We start from the raw sequence: 25,731 nt of genomic DNA on the forward strand, positions 1-25,731 counted from the left end.
CGCACCACTTCAATCTCGTCTCAGTCCAGCGTGCCCGCGAGATGTTCGCGCGCAGCCGCGACCTGGCGCCGGACCTGCTCCGGGGCCGTGCCGCCGGTCAGGTTGCGGGCGGCGGCCGACCCCTCGGGGGTCAGCACGGTATAGACGTCGTCGCCCACCGCATCGCTGATGGCCTGCAGGTCGGCCAGCGGCAGCTCCGCCAGATCGACCCCGCGCTCCTGCGCGACCCGCACCGCACGGCCCACGACCTCGTGGGCATCGCGGAAGGCCACACCCCGCCCGACTAGGTAGTCGGCGAGATCCGTCGCGGTGGCAAAGCCCTTGGTCGTGGCCGCCAGGGTGTTCTCCGCACGCACCTCCAGGTTGGGCACCATGTCGGCGAACGCGCGCAGCGAGCCGAGCAGCGTGTCCACGGTGTCGAACAGCGGTTCCTTGTCTTCCTGATTGTCCTTGTTGTAGGCCAGCGGCTGGCCCTTCATCAGGGTCAGCAGGGACATCAGGTGGCCGTAGACCCGGCCGGTCTTCCCGCGCACCAGCTCGGGCACATCCGGGTTCTTCTTCTGCGGCATGATCGACGAACCGGTGCAGTAGCGATCCGGCAGGTCGATGAACGCGAACTGCGCGCTGGTCCAGAGGATCAGCTCCTCGGCCTGTCGCGACAGGTGCATCATCAGGGTCGCCGCCGCAGCGGTGAATTCGATCGCGAAGTCGCGATCCGAGACCGCGTCCAGTGAATTGCGTGTAACGCCATCAAAGCCGAGCAGCTCGGCGGTGTACTCGCGATCCAGCGGATACGGTGTCCCGGCCAGCGCGGCCGCGCCCAGCGGGAGAACATTGACCCGCGCGCGGCAGTCGACCAGGCGCTGGGCATCGCGCTCCAGCATCTCGTACCAGGCCAGCATGTGGTGCCCGAAGGTAACCGGCTGCGCGGTCTGCAGATGGGTAAAGCCGGGCATCACCGTCGCGGCCTCGCGCTCGGCCAGATCCACCAGCCCGCGCTGGTAGCCCCGGATCAGGCCAAGGATGTCGTCGATGGAGGCGCGCAGCCACAGGCGGATGTCGGTCGCCACCTGGTCGTTGCGCGAACGGCCAGTGTGCAGCTTCTTGCCGACATCACCGATGCGCTCGATCAGCCGCGCCTCGATGTTCATGTGCACGTCTTCGCGGCCGATCTGCCAGTCGAATTCGCCGGCGGCGATCTCGTCACGGATGGCGTCCAGCCCCTGCAGGATCTGTTCGGCCTCGGCGTCGGTCAGCACGCCGACCTTCGCCAGCATGCGCGCATGCGCCTGCGAGCCCTGGATGTCCTCGCGGTACAGGCGCTGGTCGAACTCGACCGAGGCGGTAAAGCGTTCGACAAAGGCATCGGTGGGTTCGGAGAAACGGCCACCCCAGAGCTTGGCCTCGCCCTCGGGGGCCGGGGCCTGCGGCTTGTCGCGTGCGGAATCCTGCGTCATGGTGCACCCTGAACCGGGTTGGAAAGACACGGAAGTATAAGGGAGACACGTCACAGTGTCCCCCGGCCAACACAGGGATGGGCGGCACCCGGAGGGGAGACGGGTCGTGAGGGCACACAAGCCGGACGACGAAACAACCGAACTGGCGAATCCATCGCCGCTGCCGGATTTCTGCAGCGCCGAGACTCTGTTGCGCGTGTTGATGGTCGCGGTACTGCTGGCCCTGGCCGTGACCCTGCTGCGCGGGGGCGGGCAGGACTGGGTGCCGGGGCTGGCCCTGCATGCGCTGTTCATCTTCTGGGTCGCGCTGACCAGTCTGCTGATCCTGTGCGCCGGCAAGCGGCTGCTGGTGCGCCTGCCCCTGTGGGGCCAGATCGTCCTGCCCCCGCTGGTGCCGATCGCCAACACGGCGGCGGTCTTTCTGGGGGCCGAGGAGCTGCAGCTGGCAGACCCGGCCTGGCGCTGGCCGGCGATCGCGGTGGCCACAATCCTGAGCCTGGTGGCGATGCATTACCTCTACCTGCAGGCGGCCTGGCAGCGTGAGACCCAGGCCGTCTCCCGCGCTCGCGAGCAGGCCATGCGCGCGCGGCTGCGCCCGCACTTTCTCTACAACAGCATGAACACCATTGCCGGGCTGTGCCGCAGTGATCCCCCACGCGCGGAACAGATCACCCTGGATCTGGCGGATCTCTTTCGCGCCACCTTCGCCACCGGCAATCGCCAGGCGCTGCGTGCGGAACTGGAGCTGGTGCGGGCCTTCCTGAACATTGAGCAAACCCGCTTTGGCGAACGCCTGCAGGTGGAATGGGATTGCCCGGATCAGGCCGGCCTGGACGTCAGCGTGCCGACCCTGATCCTGCAACCGCTGGCGGAAAACGCGATTCAGCACGGGATCGGACCGGCCCGGGGCCCCGGCTTCGTGCGCGTTCGCTGTCGGCTCGACTCCGGCACGGTGATGCTGTCGTTGACCAACAGCGTCGACCCGGAGGCGCACAGCAAGGGGACCGGCACCGCCAGCGATGCCGTGCGACTGCGCCTGCACCATGCGTTTGGCGATCGGTTCCGCTTCGAAGCGGAGGCTAGGGAACGCGAATTCGAGGTCCGCATTCGCCTGCCACTGGAATGGGGGAAACGTCATGTCGACTGAAGCCTTGCGCGTCCTGATCGTGGACGACGAACCGATCGCACGCCAGCGCCTGGCCGGGATGATCAACGATGCCGGACACCAGGTGATTGGCCAGGCGGCCGAGGCGATCGGCGCACGCGACGCCATTAATCGCGAAGGGCCGGACCTGATCCTGCTGGATATCGAGATGCCCGGCGAATCGGGCATGGAGTTGGCCGCCGAAATCGGCGCGCAGCGCCCGGACCTGATGGTCATCCTGGTGACCGCACACGATCAGTTCAGCCTGGAGGCCTTCGAGGCCGGAGTACGCGACTACGTGCTCAAGCCCGTACGCGCCGAGCGCCTGACCCAGGCCCTGGAACGTGCGGCCCGGCACAAGGCCGGCTCGTCGGCACGCATGCCGCAGACCGTTCGCCTGACCATCGGGCGGCGCGAGGAACGCGTTCCCCTGGACCGGATCGGCTACTTCGTGGCCGAAGACGGTTACGTGATCGCCCGCGGCGAACAGCTCGAGGGGTTTGTGGATACCCGGCTGCACGAACTGGAGTCGCGGTTCGGAGAGGCGCTGCTGTGCGTGCGCCGGGGTTGCCTGGCAGTCCGCGCGGCGATCCGGGGGCTGGAGACGCGCGGTCCGGCCGACCACCGTCTGCTGTTTCACGGCGACATCGATCCGGTCGCCATCAGTCGGCGACAGCTTCCGCAGGTGAGGGCCTTCCTGCGCGGTGATCTGCCTTGAGAAGACACTGAAATCGGGCTTTCCTTAAAGAGGGATCGATAGCCCCGCGATCCGGGAGGATTCGGGCCACCGTGCCGAAACCGTTATACTACGGCGCTTTATCCTCCAGCCGCCGGACCCCGCATGAAACCCCTGCGCATCGCCACTCGAAAAAGCCCGCTCGCCATGTGGCAGGCGGAACATGTCGCCGCGCGCCTGCGGGAGCTGCACCCGGATCGGCCTGTGGAACTGGTCGGCATGACCACGCAGGGCGACCGCGTCCTCGACTCCCCACTGGCCCGCATTGGCGGCAAGGGGCTGTTCGTGAAGGAGCTGGAGATCGCGATGCTGGAAGATCGTGCGGACATCGCGGTGCATTCGGTCAAGGACGTGCCGATGGAGCTGCCGGCGGACCTGGTGCTTCCGGTGATCCTCGACCGGGAGGACCCGCTGGATGCGTTCGTCTCCAACACCTATGCCCATGTCGATGAACTGCCAGAGGGGGCGCGCGTCGGATCGTCCAGCCTGCGCCGCCAGTGCCAGCTGCGGGCGCGACGGCCGGATCTTCACATCACCGATCTGCGCGGCAACGTGAATACCCGACTGGGCAAGCTGGATGCCGGCGAATATGACGCAATCCTGCTGGCGGCCGCCGGGCTCAAACGCCTCGGGTTCGACGAACGCATCCGCGCCCGGCTGGAACCGGCGGTCAGCCTGCCGGCGGTAGGCCAGGGGGCAATCGCCATCGAGTGCCGCGAGAACGACCCGGAGATTGGGGCGCTGATCGCACCCCTGAACGACGGCGACACCTCCGACCGTGTGCGCGCCGAACGCGCGTTCAATCGTCGCCTGGAGGGCGGCTGCCAGGTACCGCTGGCCGCCCACGCAACCCTGGACGGCGACCGGCTGCACCTGGATGGTCTGGTCGGCGCGGTCGATGGCAGCCAGCTCCTGCGACGCCAGGTGGAAGGGCCGCGCAGCGACGCGGAGGCCCTTGGGGTGCAACTGGCCGAACAGCTGCTGGAACTGGGGGCCGGCGAGCTGCTGGCCGCCGCCCACGCCGAGAACGCAGCCTCCACGAAAGGATCCTGAAAAATGGCCGATCTGGATATCATGAAGCCCACCGCCGACGGCCCCCTGAACGGCTGCGGGATCCTGGTTACGCGGCCGGCGGCGCAGGCAGAGGAGTTCTGTAACCTGCTGGCTGGCGATGGCGCCGAGGTGATTCGCTTTCCGGTGCTGGAGATCCTGGCGCCCAGCGACCCGACCAATCTGCGCGCGGTGCTGGATCAGCTGGACTCCTTCGACATCGCGGTCTTTATCAGCCCGAACGCAGTGCAGCGGGTGCTGAACCTGGCGCTGGCCGACCACGCGTGGCCCGAAGGGACGCGGATCGCAGCCATCGGCAACCGCACCGCGAAGGAGCTGAAGGGCTTCGGCCTGAATGTGGACATCGCCCCGCCGCGGCGCTTCGACAGCGAGGCCCTGCTGGAACAGCCGGCGATGCAGGAGGTCACCGGCCAGCGCGTGGTGATCTTTCGCGGTGACGGCGGGCGCGAATACCTCGGCGATACGCTGAAGTCGCGTGGCGCTGAGGTCACTTTTGCCGAGGCCTATCGGCGCGGGCGACCGGACGGTGATACCGGCGCGCTGATGTATGCATTCTCGCGCGACCAGATCGACATCATCACCATCACCAGCGGCGAAGGCCTGCGCAATCTCTACGAGATGGTCGGGAAGCTCGGGCGCATGTGGCTGCGCAAGACGCCGCTGGTGGTGGGTTCCGAACGTATCGGCGAGATCGCGCAGGAGCTGGGGTTCAAGGCCGCCGTGGAGATCGCCGAGGATCCGACTGACGCCGCGATGCAGCAGGCGGTGCAGCGCCTGGCCGCGCAACTCGCGACCAGCTGATCAGCGAGGTCGCGCGCCCCTACTCGTGGGGCGCGGCCGGCTCGAAGCTGTCGTAGTAGAGCTGCTCGGTCGGCAGACCCGCGGCGAGGAAGGCGTTGGTTGCCGCCTCGATCATCGCCGGTGGGCCGGCCATGTAGACATCGAATCCGGACAGGTCCGGGTATTCGGCCAGTACCGCGTCGTGGGGCCAGCCCGTGACCGCCGGGAACCCGGCCGCCGTATCCGCCGGTACATCCGAGAGCACCGGCGTAAAGCGGAAGTGCTCGCCGTGTTCGGTGGTCATCCGGCCAAGCCAATCGGGGGCGTAAATCCCGTCTGAGCTGCGCGCACCCCAGAACAGATGATGCCGTCGGTCGAAACCCTCGACCGCCAGATGATCCAGCATTCCCTTGAGCGGGCCGAAGCCCGTGCCACCGCCAACGAACAGGCGCGGCCGCTGCGATTCCTCGTCGACAAAGAACGTGCCGAGCGGCCCCTCGATACGCAACAGCGCCTTGGGCTTCATCTCCTCGAACACCATCTTCGAGAAGCGCCCACCCTCCAGATTGCGCACATGCAGAACCAGTTGCTCGTCGTCATGCGGGGCATTGGCCAACGAGTAGCTGCGGCGACTGCCACCCTTGAGCAGGACATCCAGGTACTGCCCGGCGAGGAACTGCATGCGCTCGGTTGCAGGGAGCTGCAGGCGCAGCTCCATTACATCGTCTGCCAGGCGGTTCAACTGCGCGACACGACAGGGCAGCGTCTTCACGACAATGTCCTTGGCCGCGCCAATCTCGCGCACCTCGATCTCCAGATCATCCACCGGGACCGCCTGGCAGAACAGTGCCCAGCCGTCGGCCAGTTCGGCCTCGGTAATGCCCGGCGGCTTGTTCGGCCCGTGGTCGACTTCGCCCGCGATGACGCGACCCTTGCAGGATCCACAGGCGCCGTTGCGGCAGCCGTAGGGAAACGCAAAGCCCTGGCGCAGCGCGGCCTCGAGTACGGTCTCGTCGTCCTCGACCTCGAGCTGCTGCCCGCTGGGCTGGATGATCACGTCAAAGGCCATGCGCTGCTCCCGCTGCTGATCCAACAAGGGGGCTTATTGTCGCCACGGTCGGCGCGAACGCAAACAACCCCGGAAGCCGCATGCAGCGATGCTGCACGTGCAATCCACAGGCGGGATGGGGCAGACTCGGGGGCGCCAACCACAGGCAGGGAGAAAGGGAATGCAGGGAGAAAAATGGGCGGCCGCACTGGCCGCTGGCGGGCTGATGCTGCTCGGCGGCTGTGCGGCCAACGAAACCCGTGAAGCGGACTCGGGGGCCGATGCAGGCGCCGAAGCCGCCGAGGTCACTGATCCGGAGGTGATCGTGACGGTGCCGGACCGCTTCGCCTACAGCGAGGACGCGACAGTGGCGGAGGCCATCCGCCGCGAATGCGAGCTGGAGGAGCGCTTCCCCGGCTTCGTTCAGGAGTTCGGAGCGCGCCACGATGTGCGGGTGGAGACGGGGGCGGACGTAAGCCCCGGCGATGCCGGAAAGGTGCTGATGGTGGAGATCACCCAGGCCCGCAATGATGGCAATGCCTGGTCGGGACACCGTTCCCTGGCGGAGGCCGAAGGCACGCTGTACGAGAACGGCGAGGCGGTGGCCGAATTCACCTCGCGCCGGGTCTCCGGTGGCGGCGCATTCGGCGGGTTCAAGGGCAGCTGCTCGGTGATGGGGCGCACGGTTCGGGCCATGGGCGCCGACATCGCGGCTTGGGTGCGGCTACCCGAGGACGGCGCACACCTGGGCAACTAGGAGCCCGTCGGGTTCGGGCGGGGCGTAGCCAGGGCTACAGCCCCAGCTCGTGCCAGAGGGCGTCCACCCGCTCGCGTACGGCCGGATCCATCGTGATCGGTCGACCCCACTCGCGCTCGGTCTCACCCGGCCACTTGGTGGTCGCGTCCATGCCCATTTTCGAACCCAGCCCCGAAACGGGCGAGGCGAAATCCAGGTAGTCGATCGGCGTATTCTCCACCAGCGTCGTGTCACGCGCGGGGTCCATGCGCGTGGTAATCGCCCAGATCACATCGTTCCATTCGCGCGTGTTCACGTCATCATCGACGACGATCACGAATTTTGTGTACATGAACTGGCGCAGGAAGGACCACACGCCCATCATCACGCGCTTCGCGTGGCCAGGGTACTGCTTGCGCATGGAAACCACCGCCATGCGGTAGGAGCAGCCCTCCGGTGGCAGGTAGAAGTCCACGATCTCCGGAAACTGCTTCTGCAGGATCGGGATGAAGACCTCGTTCAGGGCAACCCCCAGGACCGCCGGTTCGTCGGGCGGGCGTCCGGTGTAGGTCGAGTGATAGATCGGCTGGTCACGATGGGTGATGCGGTCGATGGTGAATACCGGGAACTCGTCCACCTCGTTGTAGTACCCGGTGTGATCGCCGAACGGGCCTTCCGGCGCAGTGTCGCCGGGGTGGATGTGGCCCTCCAGCACAAACTCGGCCGATGCCGGGACCTCGAGATCGGAGCCGATGCAGCGGGTGACTTCGGTGCGGCTGCCGCGCAACAGCCCGGCAAAGGCGTATTCCGACAGCGTATCCGGCACCGGTGTGACCGCACCGAGGATGGTCGCGGGATCGGCCCCCAGGGCCACGGCAATGGGGAAAGGCTCGCCCGGGTGCGCCTGACACCATTCCCGGTAGTCGAGCGCGCCCCCGCGATGTGACAGCCAGCGCATGATCACGCGGTTGCGGCCGATCACCTGCTGACGGTAGATGCCGAGGTTCTGCCGCGACTTCTCGGGCCCGCGGGTCACGACCAGGCCCCAGGTGATCAGCGGCCCGGCATCCCCCGGCCAGCAGGTCTGCACCGGCAGGGTCGATAGGTCCACATCGTCGCCCTCAAGCACATGGCGCTGACAGGCGGCCCCGCGCGTCTTTTTGGGTGCCATGTCGAGCACCTTGCGGAAGACGGGCAGCTGCTCCCAGGCTGCGCGCAGGCCCTTCGGCGGGTCCGGCTGTTTGAGGAAGGCCAGCAACCGGCCGACCTCGCGCAGGGCCTCCACGGAGTCCTCTCCCATGCCCATGGCCACCCGCTCGGGCGTACCGAACAGGTTGGCCAGCACCGGGATATCGGAACCCTTGGGGTTCTCGAACAGCAACGCGGGTCCGCCGGCGCGCAGGACGCGATCGGCGATCTCGGTCATCTCGAGGTTCGGGTCGATCTCGGTGGTGATGCGCTTGAGGTCGCCGCGGGCCTCTAGCCCGTCGATGAAATCACGCAGGTCCCTGTATTTCACGGGTATCTCCCAGGGCGCGGCCGTCAGCCGAGCCTAGTCGCTGAATTCGGCCCAGACGGGGGCGTGGTCGGAGGGTCGCTCCCAACTCCGTGGCTCGCGGTCAATGCCCGCGGCGGTCAGGCGTTTCTGCAGCGCATGGCTGGCGAGCACCAGGTCGATCCGGAGGCCGCGGTTGCGCCGGAAGGAAGCGGCGCGGTAATCGAACCAGGAAAATTCCTCATCCGGCTGGTCGAATGCACGGAAGGTGTCCGCGAGGCCAAGGTCCGTGAGGGCCGCCAGGGCCTCGCGTTCCGGAGTAGAGCAGAGGATACGCTCGTGCCAGGCCTCGGGGTCGTGCACGTCACGGTCCTCCGGGGCGATATTGAAATCGCCCAGCACCACGAGATTCGGGTGGGCCTCGATCTCGGCGGCCAGCCAGGTGCGCATGCGCGCGAGCCAGTCGAGCTTGTAGGCGTATTTTTCGGTACCGACGTTCTCGCCGTTCACCACATAGAGGTTGACCACGCGGATATCGCCGACCGTGGCGGCCAGAATGCGGCGCTGGGCGTCCTGCAGACCGGGCGGGTCGGTGACCAGGTCCGTTGCCTGTTTGCGCGAGAGGATGGCCACGCCGTTGTAGGTCTTCTGTCCGGAATAGACGACCTGATACCCGGCGTCTTGGATCGCACTGACCGGAAAGTTCTCGTCGGTCAGCTTGGTTTCCTGCAAAGCGAGGATGTCGGTGCGCGAACTCCGAAGCCAGTCGAGGACCTGGGGCAGGCGGACCTTCAGGGAGTTGACGTTCCAGCTGGCGATCTTCACGCGGCATCCTCCAGACCACTGTGGCGCAGCAGGGCGTCGATCTCGGGATCGCGGCCACGGAAGGCACGAAATGAATCGGCCGCGGGTCGCGAGGCTCCAACCTCCAGGATCTCGCGCAGATAGGCCGCACCGACCTCGGGCGAAAACAGGCCCTCCTCCTCGAACCGCGCAAAGGCATCGGCGGACAGGACCTCCGCCCACTTGTAGCTGTAATAGCCCGCCGCATATCCGCCCGCGAAGATGTGCGCAAAACCATGGGGGAAACGGTTGAACGCGGGCGGCCGAACCACTGCGACCTCGTCACGCACAGTCTCCAGGAGATCGAGGATGGCCTGTGCACTGTCCGGTGCGGACCTCGCGTGCAGGCGCATGTCAAACAGGGAGAATTCGACCTGCCGCAGAAGCTGCATCGCGGCATGGAAGTGGCGGGTATCGACGAGGCGCTGATAGAGGTCATCCGGCATGGGTTGGCCGGTTTCGTAATGACGGGCAAACAGATCCAGCGCCTCGCGCTCCCAGCACCAATTCTCCATGAACTGGCTCGGGAGTTCGACGGCATCCCACTCGACCCCATTGATCCCGGCGATCTCCGGCTCGTTCACGCGCGTCAGCATGTGGTGGAGACCGTGGCCGAACTCGTGGAACAGGGTGATCACTTCGTCGTGGGTAAACAGCGCTGGCTTGCCATCCACGGGCGGGGTGGAGTTGCAGGTCATGAACGCGACCGGGACCTGCTGGGCCTCGGCCGAGACAAAACGCTGCCGGCAGACATCCATCCAGGCCCCGCCGCGCTTGTTCTTGCGAGCGTAAAGATCAAAGTAGAAACCCGCACGTTCGATGCCGTTCGCGTCAACTACTCGGTAGTAGCGAACGTCTTCATGCCAGCATTCGACATTCGGGTCGGCCTCGAAGCGCACGCCAAACAGGCGCTCGACCAGGCGAAACAGGCCTTCCACCGCCTGGCTGGCGGGAAAATAGGGCTTCAGCATTTCCTGACTCAGCCCGAGACGTCGCTCACGCATCTTCTCGGCGGCATAGGCCATGTCCCAGGCTTCGAGGGATTCGAGAGAGAGCTCTTCGCGGGCGAAGGCGCGCAGGTCGTCCAGATCCTGTTCGGCCCGGGGGCGTGCGCGCTGTGCGAGGTCGTGCAGAAAGGTATCAACCTGGGCGGCGCTCTCGGCCATCTTGGTCGCCAGCGAGCGCTCCGCGTAGTGCGCAAATCCCGTGATACTCGCCTTCTCCTCCCGCAACTGGAGGATCTCGACCATCACCTCGCTGTTGTCGAAGCGACCTGCATCGGATCCCTGGTCGGATGCTCGTGTCGCGAAGGCCTCGTAGACGCGGCGGCGCAGGTCTCGGTCGTCGGCATGGCTCATCACCGCGAAATAGCTGGGAAAATCCAGGGTGACAAGATAGCCGGTCTGTTCGTGGGCCCGGGCATTCTGGGCCAGCATGGCCTGTTCTGCGGCGGGTATGCCGGCGAGTGCGGCAGGGTCGTCGGTCTGCCAGGTCCAGGACTGGGTGGCATCGAGCACATTCTCCTCGAAGCGCGCGGTCAGTGCAGAGAGGCGGGAGTCGATCTCGCGCAGCCGTGCGCGCGCATCTTCGGGAAGAGCCACGCCGCTGAGGTGAAAGTCACGCAGGGCGTCATCGATCACCTTGCGCCGCTCGGGCGCGAGCCGCTCGTATTCGGGGCCATCTGCCAGGCGGCGGAAGGCGGCGTACAGGCCCTGGTGCTGCGACACCCAGCTGGCAAACTCAGACAGCTTGGGCAGACAGGCGTTGTAGGCCTGACGCAGGTCAGGGGTGTTCATCACCGCGTTCAGGTGACCGACCGGCGCCCACACTTGGGAGAGGCGGGCATCCAGGTGCTGCAATGGCGCGACGAGACCATCCCAGGTGGGCGAATCCCCGGCCTGCTGGACAAGATGCTCGATGCCGTCGCGGTTTTCCTGAAGGACGGTATCGAGTGCGGGGATCACGTGTTCGGGGGCGATGGATCGAAACGCGGGGAGGCGATCCGTTTGCAGTAGGGGGTTGGTCACGGTGACTCCTGATTCGGCCAGGTGGAATTATGCCATTCGGACCGCTGGCTCGGGAGGGTGTTCCGGTGGGGACAACCGCGTCGGCCATCCCACCCGCCTCTCCGAGGAGTCAACGCGAGGGATTGTCTGAAGAGGGAGGATTCAGCGGGGCGTAAGGCCCCATTCCAACGGCCCATGCGAGGGGCCCGTAGAAGGGAGAGCGTCGAGTGTGCTGATACGTCTCCAAGGCGGCGTTGTAGCGCACCAGATTGTCTCCGATGGCCTGGTCGAGGGCACCGACCCGCCTCTCGGCTTCGTCCATTATTTCTTCTTTAATATCAACAGGTTGTTCTAATATCAAATCCCAGGTGGCTCGAATCTCGCGCTCAGTGTCGGCGACGGTCGACAGGTCCCCCTGGCGGCGGGCCATTTCCTGACGTTCTAACAACCGGTGAAGGTTCTGGAGTGCGCACACGCGGCTTCCTGCTTCGGAGCATAGCCGCTGAAGATGGCCGTTTCGCTGGACCAGGAGGCGTTCCAACTGGTCCCATGCCCCGACGACCCGGCGCTCCTGAACAGCCAGGTGGGAATACATGCGGATGACAGCCAGTGTCAGGCTGACCAGCCCGACGATCGCAAGGATGACGAAGCCCGCCATCGGGAGCTAGACGTCGACGTTCTCCGCGCTCAGGGCTCGGGTCTCGATGAAATCGCGGCGCGGTTCGACCTGGTCCCCCATCAGGGTGGTGAAAATTTCGTCCGCCCGGATGGCGTCCTCAACACGAACTTGCAGCAATCGGCGGGTTTCCGGGTTCATTGTGGTCTCCCACAGCTGCTCGGGGTTCATCTCGCCCAGGCCCTTGTAACGCTGGGTACCCAGACCCCGGCGACCCTCCTGAAGCAGCCATTCCATTGCCTCGGAAAAACCCTGGATCCGATGAATTCGCTCGCCACGCTTGATGTAGGCACCATGCTCAAGCAGGGCATTCAGTCGCGCCGAAAGGTCGAGGATCGTCTGGAAATCGCGCGAGGCCAGCGTATCGTCGTTGATGAACTGGGAGAGCGCGGCGCCGTGCTCTATCCGGTCCAGACTCAGCTGAGCGTGGCCATCCACATCGGTAACCGGTCCCAGACTATAGCGTGTGGCGCCCGCTCGATCACTGGAAATCGTCTTGAGGATCCGGGAAAACCAAGCCTGAACGTCCGGGTTGGTTACGCTGCGGGGATCAGGTATGGCATCGGCTTCGAGCATGGCCCAGAGAATGCGGGAATCATACATCCGACCCAGGCGTTCGACCGCTCGGGCCGCCTTCTGGTAACCCTTCACCAGCTCTTCAAAGGCTTCACCCGTAACCGGCGGGGCATCAGGGCCTGGATGCAAAGCCGCCCCGTCCAGGGCGAGCGACACGACGATTTCACCCATCTCGGCCTCGTCGCGGACGTACTGCTCGCGCTTGCCACGCTTGATCTTGTACAGCGGCGGCTGCGCGATATAGACGTGTCCACGCTCGATGAGCTCGGGCATCTGGCGAAAGAAGAACGTCAACAATAGTGTCCGGATATGCGAGCCGTCGACGTCCGCGTCCGTCATGATGATGATGCGGTGATAGCGCAGCTTGTCCGGGTCGTATTCGTCTTTCCCGATGCCGCAGCCAAGCGCAGTAATGAGCGTGCCGACCTCGGCCGAGCCGAGCATGCGGTCGAAGCGCGCACGTTCGACGTTCAGGATTTTGCCTTTCAGTGGCAGGATCGCCTGAAAGTGGCGATCGCGACCCTGCTTGGCCGATCCGCCCGCCGAATCGCCCTCCACCAGGTAGAGCTCCGAATGGGCCGGATCCTTTTCCTGGCAGTCGGCGAGCTTGCCCGGCAGGCCGGCGACATCCAGCGCCCCCTTGCGGCGCGTGACCTCGCGGGCCTTGCGGGCCGCCTCGCGGGCGCGCGCGGCCTCGAGCACCTTGTCGGTGATCGCCTTGGCCTCAGTCGGGTTCTCCAACAGGAAGTTGTGTACCGCGTCGGACAGGACACTGTCGACGATCGGCTTGACCTCGGACGAGACGAGCTTGTCTTTGGTCTGTGACGAAAACTTCGGGTCCGGTACCTTCACCGACAACACAGCCGTCAGGCCTTCGCGCATGTCGTCGCCAGCGGTCGCAACCTTGGCCTTCTTGATCAGGCCTTCGTTCTCCAGGTACTGGTTGATCGTTCGTGTAAGGGCCGCGCGAAAACCGGCCATGTGGGTCCCGCCGTCACGCTGCGGAATGTTGTTCGTGTAGCAGAAGATGTTTTCCTGGTAGGAGTCATTCCACTGCAGGGCAACCTCCACGACATAGTCATCCTCGCGCGTCTGGTTCGCGTAGACCACGGTCGGATGCAGAGCGGTTTTCTTCTGATTCAGGTGTTCGACAAAGGCGCGGATACCCCCTTCGAACAGGAATGTCTCTTCCCGGTTGTCACGCTGATCACGAAGCGTAATGCGAACCCCGGAATTCAGGAATGAGAGTTCGCGCAGGCGCTTTGCCAGGATCTCGTAATGGAACTCGATATCGCTGAAGATCTCGTCGCTGGGCCGGAACCATATCCGGGTCCCGGTACGGTCCGTCGGACCCGCAACGGCCAGCGGTGAATCCGGCACGCCGAGGTGGTAGATCTGCTGGTGCCGCTCACCCGCTCGGTGAATCTCGAGTCGAAGCTCTTCTGACAAGGCATTGACTACCGACACACCGACGCCGTGGAGCCCCCCGGATACCTTGTAGGAGTTGTTGTCGAACTTGCCCCCGGCATGCAGGACCGTCAGGATGACCTCTGCGGCCGATTTACCTTCTTCCTCGTGAATATCCACCGGGATACCACGACCGTTATCGGAGACTGATACCGCATTGTCTTCGTGGATCGTGACCTCAATGGTGTCGCAATAGCCCGCCAGGGCCTCGTCGATCGAGTTATCGACGACCTCAAACACCATATGGTGAAGTCCGGTGCCATCATCGGTATCACCGATGTACATCCCCGGCCGCTTGCGCACGGCATCGAGACCCTTGAGGACACGGATCTGTGAAGAGTCGTAGGTTTCGGGGTCGAGCGGTTCAGTTTCGGACATGGAGTGCGGTATCCGGCCGGTGGCAGACACTGCAGTATAACGCAAAGGAGAGTCCCGGGGCGGGGTCAGTCCCGAGTCACCACACCGTGTTCCACGTGAAACAATTGCGTCGATTGGGACCCGTCCAGCCCGGGAATATTCGGATCTACTGCCGACACAAAAACCTGCCAACCTGATTCCAGCAGTCCCGCCATCAGCCCTTCCACAGCCACAACGTCCAGTTCGGATACCACATCATCCAGCAAGACAACCGGCGCCCTGCCGGTCTCCACCTCCAGCATTCGGGCCTGCCCCCCCGTCAGTGCCGTCACCAGCCGTTTTTGTTCGCCCCTCGACGCTTCGATCGCCGATCGACCATCGAAGCGCAATTCAATATCAGCCCGTTGCGGCCCCACCTGCCCAAAGCCCCGTTCCTCGTCCGATGGTCGACTGCGTTCAATGGCCTCTGCCAGTGAGTATTCCCGATCCCAGCCCACCCGAAGACGAATCCGGAAACCATCCAGGCGGCCCGAGAACCCGAACGACTCTGCGGCCTTTGCCGTGCTCGATTGCCAGCGATGGATATACGCCTCTCGTGCTTGGGTGATCGATTCACCCGCTTCGACCAACGGACGTTCGAATTCACGCGCCGCCCGATGGTTGCCCTTGCGCAGGGCCGCATTTCGCTGTTCGTGGGCTCGGCGCCATTGCTGCCACTGCCACCTGTACGGACCCGTCGCATGAAAGCAGCCCCAGTCCAGCAGCCGCCGCCGTTCCTCGGGCGCGCCGGTCAGTAATTCAAAGGACCCGGCATGCAGCACCCGCACAGGGAGCCATTCCGCGACGCTTGCATGCCCCTCCATCCAGCGTCCATCCAGCCGCGACCGCCGACTGCCCTCCCAGCTAAGACCCAGCCGATGGACTCCACCTTGAAGGTCTCGCACCTGCCCCCCAACCCACAGGCGCTTCTCCCCAGTGGTGATCACCCTGCGAAGTTGCGATGTCCGGAAAGAACGGCCCGCCGCGAGTACATGGCAGGCCTCGAGTACCGAAGTCTTGCCCGCCCCGTTCGGGCCCACCAGACGGTTGATCCCCCTCCCCGGCTCGAACGTCTGCTCCGAGAGATTGCGCACACCATGCCACCAGAGGGCTTCCAGCACGACCGGCAATCACCCCACCGCGGCTACAGTCGCATCGGCATAACGACGTAGCGCGCGCCGCCCGGTGGTTCCGCCTGGACCAGAATCGAGGAATTGCCATCGCGCAGACCAATGCGCACCCGATCGGTTTCGATGGCGTTGAGAACATCCACCAGGTACCCGAGATTGAATCCAATCTCCATGGCCGGCCCTTGATATTCGGCCTCGACCGATTCCTGGGCCTCTTCTCGATCCGCATTGTGCGTCATCACCTGACACCCTTGGTCCCCGAGCGTCATGCGAACACCGCGGTACTTGTCCGATGCCACGATCGATACCCGCGAGAGCGCCTGTTTCAGCCGCTCTCGCTCCACCGTCAGGGTGGCCGGGAGATCGGTCGGGATCACGCGCTCGTAATCCGGAAACCGCCCTTCGATCACCTTGCTCCGCAATACGGCGCTCCCAAGATCGAACAGTACCTGATCGTCACTGAACCCCACTCGGACCGGGACCTCATCATCCGACAGATTGCGGCGCAGCTCCGCGACAGTCTTGCGGGGAACGATCTTCTCCACTCGCCCGTCAATCGCCTGATCCAGTTCCGCCTCGGCCAGTGCCAGCCGATGCCCATCAGTGGCCACGGCCCTCAGACTGTGTCCACTGGCCACCAGCAACAGACCCTGCAGGTAGTAGCGCACGTCCTGCTGCGCCATGGAGAACATCGTCGCTTCCAGTAATCGACGCAGGCGGTTCTGGGGGATGTCTAGGCTCCATTCCGGGCTTTTGCCCTCCCAGTCAGGAAAATCCCCGCCCGGGAGCGTCGCCAACGAAAATCGCGAACCTGCGAATCCCACCGACATCCGTTCACCGTCGATCGTCGCACGGATCTCGCAGTCCTCCGGCGCCGCCTTGACCACATCCAGCAGCTTGCGGACCGAAACGGTCACGTCGCATTCGCCCGGGATACTTCCGGCCGCTTCGCCTTGCCAGGCGAGTTCCAGGTCCGTCGTATCCATCCGGATACCGCCACGTTCGTCCGACCGTAAACGGACGTTGCCGAGGATCGGCATCGTCAACCGTTTTTCGGCCGCCCCGACAATCCGTTGCAGGGCATCAGTCATCGCTTCGCGCTGGAAAGTGAGTTCCATGGCGGTGTCCTGTAATTGGGTTTAAGTAATATAGAACTGATAATAATAAGGCCCGCTTCTCCTTGTGCGGAAATCCTTTATCTATTTGAATATACGACACTTTATGGCCATAAATCGGCCTTGAAACCTCTGTGTTGGCTGTGTCTATCCTGTGGATGAAATTGGCTGGAAAAATCTTTGGCCAGATACCAACGTCTTCTACCCATCTTATCCACAGTTTGTTCCCGATCCACGATGTCGCATCCCGAAAGGCCTCAGCTGCTCAACGTTCGCAGCAGATTGGCGTAGTCCTCGTCCAGGCTGGCGTCCGCTTCGCGTAGTTCCGTAATCTTGCGGCAGGCATGTATAACCGTCGTATGGTCGCGACCGCCAAAGGCCTGCCCGATCTCCGGCAGGCTGTGCTGGGTCAGTTCCTTGGCCAACGCCATGGCCATCTGCCGCGGCCGGGCGACAGAACGGCTGCGGCGGGTCGACAGCAGATCCGCTACCTTGATGCGATAGTAGTCCGCCACGGTTTTCTGGATGTTTTCCAGCGTGATCAACTTGCTTTGAACCGCGAGCAGGTCGCGCAGGGCCTCCTTGGCGAAGTCCAGGGTGATGGGCTTGCCGGTGAAGTGCGCATTGGCGATCACGCGCCGCAGCGAACCCTCCAGCTCGCGAATGTTGGAGCGGATGCGCTTGCCCATGAAAAAGGCCACCTCGGTTGGCAGCTCGATCCCGGCCTGTTCCGCCTTGCGTTGCAGGATGGCTACGCGTGTCTCCAGCTCCGGAGGCTCGATGGCGATGGTCAGGCCCCAGCCAAAGCGCGACTTCAGTCGTTCCTCCAGCCCTTCGACCTCCTTCGGATAACGATCCGAGGTCAGAATGATCTGCTGCTGACCTTCCAGCAACGCATTGAATGTGTGGAAGAATTCTTCCTGTGACCGTTCCTTGTTGGCAAAGAACTGGATGTCGTCGATCAGCAGGGCATCGGCCGAGCGGTAGTGCTGCTTGAAGTCGTCGATCGCGTTGTGCTGCAACGCCTTGATCATGTCGGCGACGAAGCGTTCCGAGTGCAGATAGATGATCCGTCCTTCGGGCTGTCGTGCCAGGATGCTGTTGCCGATCGCGTGCATCAGATGGGTCTTGCCCAGGCCGACCCCGCCATAGATGAACAACGGGTTGTAGGCCACACCCGGGTTTTCCGCCACCTGCAGGCTCGCGGCTCGCGCCAGCTGGTTGGACTTGCCCTCGACAAAGGTGTCGAAGGTGAAGGCCGGATTGAGGTTGCTGACAGGTCCCTTGGGCACCGCCGCCCGGCGCGGCGCCGAGGTCGTCTGGACCGAGGGCGGGGCAGCGTCTTCCGTCGCCTCGGCCGACCATTCCGCACCACCGATCCCCAGGCGTACGCGCTGCCCGTCGACCCCGTCGGCGCCAGGACGGACCTCGCTCACGGCTTCCTCGATCGAACCGAGCAGGTGGTCACGGACGTGCTCGAATACGAACTGGTTCGGCGCCAGCAAGCGCAAGGCCCCACCATCCTCTTCGGCATGCAGGGGCCGCAGCCAGGTGTTCAGCTGTTGCTCACTCACGCGACCCTGCAGGCGATCCAGACAGGCTGTCCACAGGGTATTGGCAGTCACACGCGGGTCTCCGGAATCAAGAGAGGTTCAGGGGATCCCGAGTCTACGCCGATGCCACCCTGCTGCGCTAGCCGCTGCTCGCCCCATGATTGACTTCGTGCACGGTTGACGGTAGTTTTCTCCGCCCTTTATCCCATAGTCCGAGATTCGTCATGAAGCGCACCTTTCAACCGAGTCGGCTTGTCCGCGCCCGTACCCACGGCTTCCGTGCCCGCATGGCCACCCGTGGCGGCCGCAAGGTCCTGAACGCCCGTCGCGCCAAAGGCCGCAAGCGTCTCTGCCCGACCAACTGATTGCGCTGACCGGCCGGCCATTATGACCGCCCGGGCGCAGGGCTTCCCGCGCCAGGCGCGCCTGCTGGTCGGTGCTGATTTCCAGCATGTTTTTGCCGATGCGCGGCCCGTCCGTGGTCGTTACTTGACGCTGCTGAGTCGCGCGCGCGAGGGTGCCGAGGAGCCGCGCCTGGGGTTGGCCATTGGCAAGCGTCATGTCCGGAACGCCACGGACCGCAACCGGATCAAGCGCATCGCGCGCGAGGCCTTTCGCCAACGCCGCGCTGTGTTGCCACCGGTGGACCTGATTGTCCTGGCCCGGCCAGGGGCCGGAGCCTGTGACCGTCGAGCCCTGCGCTTGGAGATGGAAACGCTGCTGGATCGCCTGCAATGACGCTTGTACGCAAGATCGCCCTGCTGCCGGTGCGTGCCTATCAATACGGTCTTTCCCCGTTCATGGCCCCGCACTGCCGGCATTATCCGACGTGCTCCGCCTACACCGTCGAGGCGGTGGAAAAACACGGGGTAGCACGTGGCTTCTGGCTTGGCCTGCGGCGAATCCTGCGCTGCCACCCGTGGTCGCCCGGGGGCTATGATCCCGTGCCGGAACCCCGTCTGTCCGCCCATTCGCATCGATCCCGGAAATAGTCGCGCTCATGGATAACTTGCGTCCCCTTTTGTGGCTCAGCCTGGCCTTCGTCCTGTTCCTGATGTGGCAGGCCTGGAATCAGGATTACGGCACCCCTGCGGAACCCGAGACCGCCGAGCAGGAAGTCGAGGATCCCGAGGCGCGCCCCGAGGACGTGCCCGATGCCCCGCAGTTCGAGGACGAGGATGATCCCCGCGCCGCGGCCGAGGACGAGCCCGATCTCAGCCCGATCCAGGAGCCGGATCGCCGCCAGTTCACCGTTCGTACCGACAAGCACGAACTGCTGATCGATACCCGTGGCGGCACTATCCTGCGGGCTGATCTCCTCCAGTATCCGCGCGACCTTCAGGACGACCCGCTGGTGCCCGTGCGCCTGTTCGACCACCGTGTGCGGGGCTATGTCGCCCAGAGCGGCCTGACGCACGACCGCGTCAACGATCGGGCGATGGAAGGCCGGGCCCCCTCGCACCACGCCAACTTCGAGGTCGAAGGCGATCATTTCGAGATGGCCGAGGGCGACGATACCCTCCAGGTGCCGATGCGCTGGGTCTCGGACGATGGCGAGATCGAGGTCATCAAGACCTACACCTTTACCCGCGGGACCCACCTGATCGAGGTGGATTACGAGGTCCGCAACCAGGGCGATTCCACCTGGAGCGGACGCCAGTATCGCCAGCTGCGCCACGGGCCAACCCCGGATCGCGAATCCTGGTGGTTGTACACCTTTACCGGCGCGGCCTACTACGACGGCAGCTACCAGCGCGAGCGCTTCGAATCGCTCGCCGATGACCCGATCCAGCAGCGCTTGCATGGCGGCTGGGTGGCGATGATCCAGCACTATTTCGTCTCCGCCTGGGTTCCGGGCGAGGACGAGGTGAACGCCCTGTACGCGCGCGCCGTGCCCGGCGAAGTCGGCGAGGAATACCTGATCGGCCTGCACTCGGCCGAGCCCCTGACTGTGCGCCCGGGCGAAAGCGGGCAGCTGCAGACGCGCCTGTGGGTCGGGCCGAAGCTGCAGGATGAACTCTCCGAGATCGCCCAGGGGCTGGAACTGACCGTCGACTACGGGATGTTCACCTTCCTGGCCAAGCCGCTGTTCTGGCTGCTGGACCTGATCCACAGCGTCGTCGGGAACTGGGGCTGGTCGATCGTGCTGCTGACCATCCTGATCAAGATCGCGTTCTTCAAGTTGTCCGCGACCAGCTACCGCTCCATGGCGCGCATGCGCAAGGTCGCGCCCAAGCTGCAGGCACTGAAGGAGCGCTACAAGGACGACAAGCAGCGCATGAACCAGGCGCTGATGGACCTCTACAAGAAGGAGAAGATCAACCCGCTGGGTGGCTGTCTCCCGATCCTGGTCCAGATCCCGGTGTTCATCGCCCTGTACTGGGTGCTGCTGGAGAGTGTGGAACTGCGCCAGGCCCCGTGGTGGCTGTGGATCCAGGATCTGTCCTCGCGTGATCCGTACTTCATCCTGCCGATCCTGATGGGCGTGTCCATGTTCGTGCAGTACAAGCTGAACCCGCCGCCGATGGACCCGGTGCAGCAGAAGATCTTCATGGCGCTGCCGTTCGTGTTCACCGTGTTCTTCGCCTTCTTCCCGGCGGGCCTGGTGCTGTACTGGTTCACCAACAACCTGTTCTCCATCGCCCAGCAGTGGTACATCACGCGCAAGATCGAGGGCGGCGAGGACCCGGACAAGCAGAAGAGCTGACCGGGCCGTGACCGTGGCGGATACCATCGTCGCGGTTGCCACCCCGCCGGGGGTCGGCGGCATCGGCGTGGTCCGCCTGTCGGGCCCCGAGGCACTGACGATCGCGCGGCGCCTGACCGGGCGCGACCGCCTTCGACCGCGCCATGCCCACTACGGCCGCCTCCTCGATCCGGGCAGCGGCGAGGCGATCGACGATGGCCTGATCCTCTATTTCCCCGCGCCTCATTCCTACACCGGCGAGGACGTGATCGAGTTGCAGGGCCACGGCAGCCCGGTGCTGCTGGAGGCGCTCGTCGCGGCATCAGTCGATCTCGGCGCCCGCCGCGCGCGGCCGGGCGAATTCACCGAACAGGCCTTTCTGAACGGCCGCCTCGACCTCGCGCAGGCCGAGGCCGTCGCCGATCTGATCCATGCCCAGACGGCCCAGGCCGCGCGCCTGGCCCGCTCCAGCCTCGATGGCGCGCTGGCCGCGGAGCTGGAGCCGGTCTCCCGGGCCATCCGCGACATGCGCGTGATCATCGAGGCCGAGATCGACTTCGGCGAGACCGACCTCGAATCCGAGGCCGCCCCGGATATCGCCCGGCGGGCGGAGAACCTGCACACGACTATCCTTGCGCTCCTCGAGCGTTTGCGCCCGGCCCGCTACTTCGCCCAGGGCCTGCGTCTGGCCCTGGTGGGTGCCCCGAATGTCGGCAAGTCCAGCCTGATGAATCGCCTGGCCGAGAGCGAGGTGGCGATCGTCACCGACCGCCCCGGGACCACCCGCGACGTGCTGCGCTCACCCATCGCCATTCACGGCATCCCGGTCGAGCTGATCGATACCGCCGGCTTGCATGCCAGCGACGATCCCGTAGAGCGGATCGGCATGCAGCGCGCCCGCGAGGCGGCGACCGGGGCCGACCTGATCCTGGAGCTGCGGGATCTGACCCGGCCGGACGCCGTCCCCGATCTGGAGGCCCCGCCCGAGATCCCGCGGCTCACGGTCTGGAACAAGCAGGACTGCGTTGGGGATTCCCGACCTGCAGAGGGGATCGTCATCTCGGCGCGCACGGGCGCGGGCATCGATGAACTGAAGCAGGCGATCGTCGAGCGGCTGGGTGCCGGCGAGGGCGGGCAGCAGCGCTTCAGCGTGCGGGCCCGCCATCTCGATGGCCTGCGCCTTGCGGCGCTGCATCTGGGTGGTATCGAGGCCAGTGCTGCACCCGACCTGATCGCCGAGGAGCTGCGCCTGGCCGAGGCCGCGCTGGATGCCCTGCTGGGTCGCCAGGACCACGAGGCCCTGCTCGGCGAGATCTTCGCCGGCTTCTGCATCGGCAAGTGATGGCGTAGCAAAACCCTGATCCATGTATACGCTCGCCTTGTTACCCCAGGATTCCGCGATCCCGTTGCGGCCGCTTCGATGCCGCCGCCACTCCTGCTAAACTGCTGATTTTACGTTTTCGGGCCGACCATCGGTCGGGCTTATAGAGGTCATGGCAGAAGAATTCGATGTCATCGTGATTGGCGGCGGACACGCCGGCACCGAGGCCGCACTGGCCGCGGCGCGCGCGGGTGCGCGCACGCTGCTGCTGACCCACAACATCGAGACCATCGGCCAGATGAGCTGCAACCCGGCGATCGGCGGCATCGGCAAGGGCCACCTGGTGAAGGAGATCGATGCCCTGGGGGGCGTGATGGCGCGTGCGGCGGATGCCGCCGGCATCCATTTCCGCATCCTCAATCGGCGCAAGGGCCCGGCGGTGCGCGCAACCCGCGCCCAGTCCGACCGGCAGCTCTATCGCCAGGCCATTCGCCAGCTCGTGGAGGCCGAGCCGAATCTCGAGATCTTCCAGCAGCCGGTGGCCGACATCACCATGGAGGGCGATCGCGTGACCGGCGTGGTCACCGAGGCCGGCATTGCGTTCCAGGCCCGCGCCGTCGTGCTGACGGTGGGGACCTTCCTGAATGGTCAGATGCATACCGGGCTCACCCAGCAGCCGGGCGGCCGCGCGGGCGATCCGCCGAGCGTGCGCCTGGCCGCGCGCCTGCGCGAGATGGCCTTTGCGGTCGGGCGCCTGAAGACCGGAACCCCGCCGCGCATCGACGGGCGCAGCGTCGATTTTTCGCGCCTCGAGGTGCAGCCGGGCGATGACCCGCGCCCGGTGTTCTCGTTCACCGGCTCCGCCGACGACCACCCGGCCCAGCGCCCCTGCCATATTGCGCGCACGAGCGAGAAGACCCATGACTTGATCCGGGCGAACCTCGATCAGGCCCCGATGTATTCCGGCCAGATCGACAGCACCGGACCGCGCTACTGCCCCTCGATCGAGGACAAGGTCGTGCGCTTTGCCGACAAGAGCAGCCACCAGGTCTTCGTCGAGCCGGAAGGGCTGACCACCCACGAGCTCTACCCGAACGGCATCTCCACCTCCCTGCCCTATGCGATCCAGGTGCCGCTGGTGCAGAGCATCAAGGGCTTCGAGCACGCCCGCATTACCCGTCCGGGCTACGCGATCGAGTACGACTACTTCGACCCGCGCGGCCTGCGCCCGTCGCTGGCCACGCGCGAGGTCGCCAATCTGTTCTTCGCCGGGCAGATCAACGGCACCACCGGATATGAAGAGGCCGCCGCCCAGGGCCTGGTCGCCGGGCTCAATGCCGCCCGCCTGACCCGGGACGCCGAACCCTGGATCCCGCAGCGTTCCGAGGCCTACATCGGCGTGCTGATCGACGACCTGGTCACCCGCGGCACACAGGAGCCCTACCGTATGTTCACCTCGCGCGCCGAGTACCGGTTGCTGCTGCGCGAGGACAACGCGGATCTGCGCCTGACCCCGATCGGCCGCGAGTACGGCCTGGTCGACGATGCCCGCTGGGCACGGTTCGAGCGCCGCGCCGCGGCGATCGAGTCGGAGATGGGCCGGCTGGCCCAGACGCGGCCGGACCGCGATCAGCGCACTCGCCCGGCCCTGGCCGAGCTCCTCGGCAAGGCCCCGGAACCGGATGCCACGCTGCTCGATCTGCTGCGCCGGCCGGAGGCCGACTATGACGGGTTGATGCAGGCCCTCCCGGAGCTGGATGCGGGCTGCACGCCGGACGTGCGCGAGCAGGCGGAGATCCAGGCCAAATACGCCGGGTACATCGAGCGCCAGCAGGCCGAGGTCGCACGCCAGGCGAAGGCCGACCAGACGGCGCTGCCGGATAACCTCGACTACGCGCGGGTACATGGCCTGTCCAACGAGATCCGCCAGAAGCTCGCCGAATTCCGACCGCATACGCTGGGCCAGGCCCAGCGCATCCCGGGCGTAACCCCGGCTGCGCTGTCCGCCCTGGCCGTACACCTGAAACAGCGCGCCAGTGGCGAGTAACGACTGGCGCGCGGCGCTGGGCGCCGTGGCCGACGAGTGGGCGCTGGACAGTGCGGCCATCGAGGCCCTGGCGGTCTATCTGGAGCAGCTCGGGCGCTGGAACCGGGTGCACAACCTGACCGCCGTGCGCGACCCCGAGCAGTGGATCCCCCGACACATCCTCGACAGCCTGACCCTGCGCCCGTATCTTCACGGGGACCGCATCCTGGATGTCGGGACGGGCGCCGGCCTGCCGGGCTTCGTGCTGGCCGCCTGCGAGCGCGCGCGCGATTTCTGCCTGCTGGACAGCGCGGCCAAGCGTATCCGCTTCCTGCGCAACGTGATCGGGCTGGCCGGCCTGACCCGCGTCGAGGCCGTGCACAAGCGGATCGAGGATTTCCGACCCGCCGCGCCCTACACCACGGTGCTGGCGCGGGCATTCAAGGCCCCGGCAGACATGGTGGCGCGCGTCGCACCGCAGGTGGCCACGGGCGGGCGGGTGCTGGCCATGCTCGGGCAGCGATCGGTGGCGGACGCGCCGCTGCCGACCCCATGGTCGTACCGGAGTGTGGACCCGGTTACCATTCCCGGCGAGACCGCCGAGCGGCACATCGCCATTATCGAGAGAGCCGACACGTGACCGATACGCTGGCCATCACCAATCAGAAGGGCGGGGTGGGCAAGACCACGACCTGCGTGAACCTCGCCGCCTCGCTTGCCCGGCTGGGCAAGCGCGTGCTGGTCGTGGACCTCGACCCGCAAGGCAATGCCACCACCGGTTCCGGCGTCGACAAGCACGCCGACGATCCGACCTCCTGCGAGGTGCTGCTGGGCCAGGCCACGGTACCGGAGGCGGCCCATCGCGTGGAAGGCGGTTTCGATCTGGTGCCGGCGAACGGGGACCTGACCGTGGCCGAGGTGCGATTGATGGACCAGGAGCGACGCGAGTACCGCATGCGCGAGGCGCTGACCCCGGTGGCCGCCGATTATGACCACATCCTGATCGACTGCCCGCCCTCGCTGAACCTCCTGACGGTCAACGGGCTGGTGGCCGCCGACGGGGTCGTGATCCCGATGCAGTGCGAGTACTACGCGCTCGAAGGCCTGACCGCGCTCATGCGCACGATCGAAAGCATCCAGAAGGGCCCGAACCCGCAGCTGCGCATCGCCGGGCTGCTGCGCACCATGTTCGATCCGCGCAACCGACTGTCCGGTGACGTGTCCGACCAGCTCACCGGCCATTTTGGCGAACGGGTGTTCCGGACTGTGATCCCGCGCAACATCCGTCTGGCCGAGGCCCCCAGCTTTGGTCAGCCGGCCTTGTTGTATGATGCCTCTTCGCGCGGGGCGGTGGCCTACCTCGCGCTGGCCGGCGAGATGCTGCGCCGCTGATCGCGCCCAGGGAAACACTGATTAATGCACACGCTCGCGTTGGCACCCCAGGTTTTCCGAGACAAGGCGCGTCGTGC

General features: G+C 65.4%; 23 protein-coding genes. 13 read left to right on the forward strand and 10 right to left on the reverse strand.

Going from position 1 to position 25,731, the window contains the following annotated elements; translation table 11 throughout:
• Positions 1-20: 20 nt before the first annotated feature.
• Entirely contained in the window at positions 21-1,457 is a 1,437-nt protein-coding gene (gene argH / locus C935_RS0103085; RefSeq protein ID WP_018861048.1) for an argininosuccinate lyase, read from the reverse strand.
• Between the two features lie 106 nt (positions 1,458-1,563).
• Between argH and C935_RS0103090 the strand changes: the two genes are divergently transcribed.
• The 4 genes from C935_RS0103090 to C935_RS0103105 all read left to right on the forward strand — a co-directional run bounded on the left by C935_RS0103090 (position 1,564) and on the right by C935_RS0103105 (position 5,209).
• Positions 1,564-2,604, forward strand: a complete 1,041-nt coding sequence (locus C935_RS0103090) for a sensor histidine kinase (protein ID WP_018861049.1) — start codon at positions 1,564-1,566, stop codon at positions 2,602-2,604.
• Positions 2,594-3,319 carry a LytTR family DNA-binding domain-containing protein gene (locus tag C935_RS0103095; protein ID WP_018861050.1) on the forward strand — a complete coding sequence of 242 codons (726 nt, stop codon included), beginning with the start codon at positions 2,594-2,596 and terminating at the stop codon, positions 3,317-3,319. Before C935_RS0103090 ends, C935_RS0103095 begins: the two co-directional genes overlap by 11 nt.
• A gap of 123 nt (positions 3,320-3,442) precedes the next feature.
• Positions 3,443-4,390: a hydroxymethylbilane synthase gene (gene hemC / locus C935_RS0103100; RefSeq protein WP_081616563.1), complete on the forward strand. Its 948-nt coding sequence runs from the start codon at positions 3,443-3,445 to the stop codon at positions 4,388-4,390.
• Between the two features lie 3 nt (positions 4,391-4,393).
• Positions 4,394-5,209: a uroporphyrinogen-III synthase gene (locus C935_RS0103105; RefSeq protein ID WP_018861052.1), complete on the forward strand. Its 816-nt coding sequence runs from the start codon at positions 4,394-4,396 to the stop codon at positions 5,207-5,209.
• Between the two features lie 19 nt (positions 5,210-5,228).
• Here C935_RS0103105 and C935_RS0103110 read toward each other — a convergent pair whose 3' ends face one another.
• Positions 5,229-6,257: a CDP-6-deoxy-delta-3,4-glucoseen reductase gene (locus C935_RS0103110; RefSeq protein WP_018861053.1), complete on the reverse strand. Its 1,029-nt coding sequence runs from the start codon at positions 6,255-6,257 to the stop codon at positions 5,229-5,231.
• A gap of 160 nt (positions 6,258-6,417) precedes the next feature.
• Between C935_RS0103110 and C935_RS0103115 the strand changes: the two genes are divergently transcribed.
• The gene (locus C935_RS0103115) at positions 6,418-6,993 is read left to right on the forward strand and encodes a hypothetical protein (RefSeq protein ID WP_018861054.1); all 576 of its coding nucleotides are present in this window, start codon (positions 6,418-6,420) and stop codon (positions 6,991-6,993) included.
• A 34-nt stretch (positions 6,994-7,027) separates the two neighbouring features.
• On the opposite strand, the gene ubiD is transcribed toward C935_RS0103115, so the two are convergent.
• The 8 genes from ubiD to dnaA all read right to left on the reverse strand — a co-directional run bounded on the left by ubiD (position 7,028) and on the right by dnaA (position 18,301).
• Complete coding sequence (ubiD, locus tag C935_RS0103120; protein ID WP_018861055.1) at positions 7,028-8,491, reverse strand: 4-hydroxy-3-polyprenylbenzoate decarboxylase; 1,464 nt, start codon at positions 8,489-8,491, stop codon at positions 7,028-7,030.
• 33 nt (positions 8,492-8,524) lie between these two features.
• A complete protein-coding gene (xth, locus tag C935_RS0103125; protein ID WP_018861056.1) occupies positions 8,525-9,292 on the reverse strand; it encodes an exodeoxyribonuclease III in 768 nt (255 codons plus the stop codon).
• Complete coding sequence (locus C935_RS0103130; RefSeq protein ID WP_018861057.1) at positions 9,289-11,337, reverse strand: M3 family metallopeptidase; 2,049 nt, start codon at positions 11,335-11,337, stop codon at positions 9,289-9,291. Before C935_RS0103130 ends, xth begins: the two co-directional genes overlap by 4 nt.
• 109 nt (positions 11,338-11,446) lie before the next feature.
• Positions 11,447-11,974, reverse strand: a complete 528-nt coding sequence (locus C935_RS0103135) for a hypothetical protein (protein ID WP_018861058.1) — start codon at positions 11,972-11,974, stop codon at positions 11,447-11,449.
• A 6-nt stretch (positions 11,975-11,980) separates the two neighbouring features.
• Entirely contained in the window at positions 11,981-14,413 is a 2,433-nt protein-coding gene (gyrB, locus tag C935_RS0103140) for a DNA topoisomerase (ATP-hydrolyzing) subunit B (RefSeq protein ID WP_018861059.1), read from the reverse strand.
• A gap of 65 nt (positions 14,414-14,478) precedes the next feature.
• Entirely contained in the window at positions 14,479-15,552 is a 1,074-nt protein-coding gene (locus tag C935_RS0103145; protein WP_081616572.1) for a DNA replication/repair protein RecF, read from the reverse strand.
• A 23-nt stretch (positions 15,553-15,575) separates the two neighbouring features.
• The gene (dnaN, locus tag C935_RS0103150; RefSeq protein WP_018861061.1) at positions 15,576-16,679 is read right to left on the reverse strand and encodes a DNA polymerase III subunit beta; all 1,104 of its coding nucleotides are present in this window, start codon (positions 16,677-16,679) and stop codon (positions 15,576-15,578) included.
• 254 nt (positions 16,680-16,933) lie between these two features.
• Positions 16,934-18,301 carry a chromosomal replication initiator protein DnaA gene (dnaA, locus tag C935_RS0103155; protein WP_018861062.1) on the reverse strand — a complete coding sequence of 456 codons (1,368 nt, stop codon included), beginning with the start codon at positions 18,299-18,301 and terminating at the stop codon, positions 16,934-16,936.
• Positions 18,302-18,453: 152 nt separating this feature from the next.
• On the opposite strand from dnaA, the gene rpmH reads away from it, so the two are divergent.
• From rpmH to C935_RS0103195, 8 genes are all read left to right on the forward strand, one after another.
• Positions 18,454-18,594, forward strand: a complete 141-nt coding sequence (gene rpmH, locus C935_RS0103160; RefSeq protein WP_012983964.1) for a 50S ribosomal protein L34 — start codon at positions 18,454-18,456, stop codon at positions 18,592-18,594.
• Positions 18,595-18,616: 22 nt separating this feature from the next.
• A complete protein-coding gene (rnpA, locus tag C935_RS0103165) occupies positions 18,617-18,967 on the forward strand; it encodes a ribonuclease P protein component (protein ID WP_018861063.1) in 351 nt (116 codons plus the stop codon).
• Complete coding sequence (gene yidD / locus C935_RS0103170) at positions 18,964-19,221, forward strand: membrane protein insertion efficiency factor YidD (RefSeq protein ID WP_018861064.1); 258 nt, start codon at positions 18,964-18,966, stop codon at positions 19,219-19,221. Before rnpA ends, yidD begins: the two co-directional genes overlap by 4 nt.
• A gap of 8 nt (positions 19,222-19,229) precedes the next feature.
• Complete coding sequence (gene yidC / locus C935_RS0103175; RefSeq protein ID WP_018861065.1) at positions 19,230-20,936, forward strand: membrane protein insertase YidC; 1,707 nt, start codon at positions 19,230-19,232, stop codon at positions 20,934-20,936.
• Positions 20,937-20,943: 7 nt separating this feature from the next.
• Entirely contained in the window at positions 20,944-22,257 is a 1,314-nt protein-coding gene (mnmE, locus tag C935_RS0103180; RefSeq protein ID WP_018861066.1) for a tRNA uridine-5-carboxymethylaminomethyl(34) synthesis GTPase MnmE, read from the forward strand.
• 151 nt (positions 22,258-22,408) lie between these two features.
• Complete coding sequence (mnmG, locus tag C935_RS0103185) at positions 22,409-24,283, forward strand: tRNA uridine-5-carboxymethylaminomethyl(34) synthesis enzyme MnmG (RefSeq protein ID WP_018861067.1); 1,875 nt, start codon at positions 22,409-22,411, stop codon at positions 24,281-24,283.
• Complete coding sequence (gene rsmG / locus C935_RS0103190) at positions 24,273-24,902, forward strand: 16S rRNA (guanine(527)-N(7))-methyltransferase RsmG (protein ID WP_018861068.1); 630 nt, start codon at positions 24,273-24,275, stop codon at positions 24,900-24,902. The genes mnmG and rsmG overlap by 11 nt, the downstream gene beginning before the upstream one ends.
• The gene (locus tag C935_RS0103195; RefSeq protein ID WP_018861069.1) at positions 24,899-25,654 is read left to right on the forward strand and encodes a ParA family protein; all 756 of its coding nucleotides are present in this window, start codon (positions 24,899-24,901) and stop codon (positions 25,652-25,654) included. Before rsmG ends, C935_RS0103195 begins: the two co-directional genes overlap by 4 nt.
• The last annotated feature ends 77 nt before the right edge of the window (positions 25,655-25,731 follow it).

It is taken from the genome of Thioalkalivibrio sp. ALJ3 (assembly GCF_000377205.1).
Lineage (GTDB): Bacteria > Pseudomonadota > Gammaproteobacteria > Ectothiorhodospirales > Ectothiorhodospiraceae > Thioalkalivibrio.

Coding starts and splice junctions, on each gene's coding strand:
- dnaN (WP_018861061.1), bottom strand. CDS start 16,679: ATGGAACTCACTTTCCAGCGCGAAGCGATGACTGATGCCCTGCAACGG.
- C935_RS0103105 (WP_018861052.1), top strand. CDS start 4,394: ATGGCCGATCTGGATATCATGAAGCCCACCGCCGACGGCCCCCTGAAC.
- argH (WP_018861048.1), bottom strand. CDS start 1,457: ATGACGCAGGATTCCGCACGCGACAAGCCGCAGGCCCCGGCCCCCGAG.
- mnmG (WP_018861067.1), top strand. CDS start 22,409: ATGGCAGAAGAATTCGATGTCATCGTGATTGGCGGCGGACACGCCGGC.
- gyrB (WP_018861059.1), bottom strand. CDS start 14,413: ATGTCCGAAACTGAACCGCTCGACCCCGAAACCTACGACTCTTCACAG.
- C935_RS0103135 (WP_018861058.1), bottom strand. CDS start 11,974: ATGGCGGGCTTCGTCATCCTTGCGATCGTCGGGCTGGTCAGCCTGACA.
- rnpA (WP_018861063.1), top strand. CDS start 18,617: ATGACCGCCCGGGCGCAGGGCTTCCCGCGCCAGGCGCGCCTGCTGGTC.
- yidD (WP_018861064.1), top strand. CDS start 18,964: ATGACGCTTGTACGCAAGATCGCCCTGCTGCCGGTGCGTGCCTATCAA.
- yidC (WP_018861065.1), top strand. CDS start 19,230: ATGGATAACTTGCGTCCCCTTTTGTGGCTCAGCCTGGCCTTCGTCCTG.
- rpmH (WP_012983964.1), top strand. CDS start 18,454: ATGAAGCGCACCTTTCAACCGAGTCGGCTTGTCCGCGCCCGTACCCAC.
- C935_RS0103115 (WP_018861054.1), top strand. CDS start 6,418: ATGCAGGGAGAAAAATGGGCGGCCGCACTGGCCGCTGGCGGGCTGATG.
- C935_RS0103110 (WP_018861053.1), bottom strand. CDS start 6,257: ATGGCCTTTGACGTGATCATCCAGCCCAGCGGGCAGCAGCTCGAGGTC.
- C935_RS0103095 (WP_018861050.1), top strand. CDS start 2,594: ATGTCGACTGAAGCCTTGCGCGTCCTGATCGTGGACGACGAACCGATC.
- hemC (WP_081616563.1), top strand. CDS start 3,443: ATGAAACCCCTGCGCATCGCCACTCGAAAAAGCCCGCTCGCCATGTGG.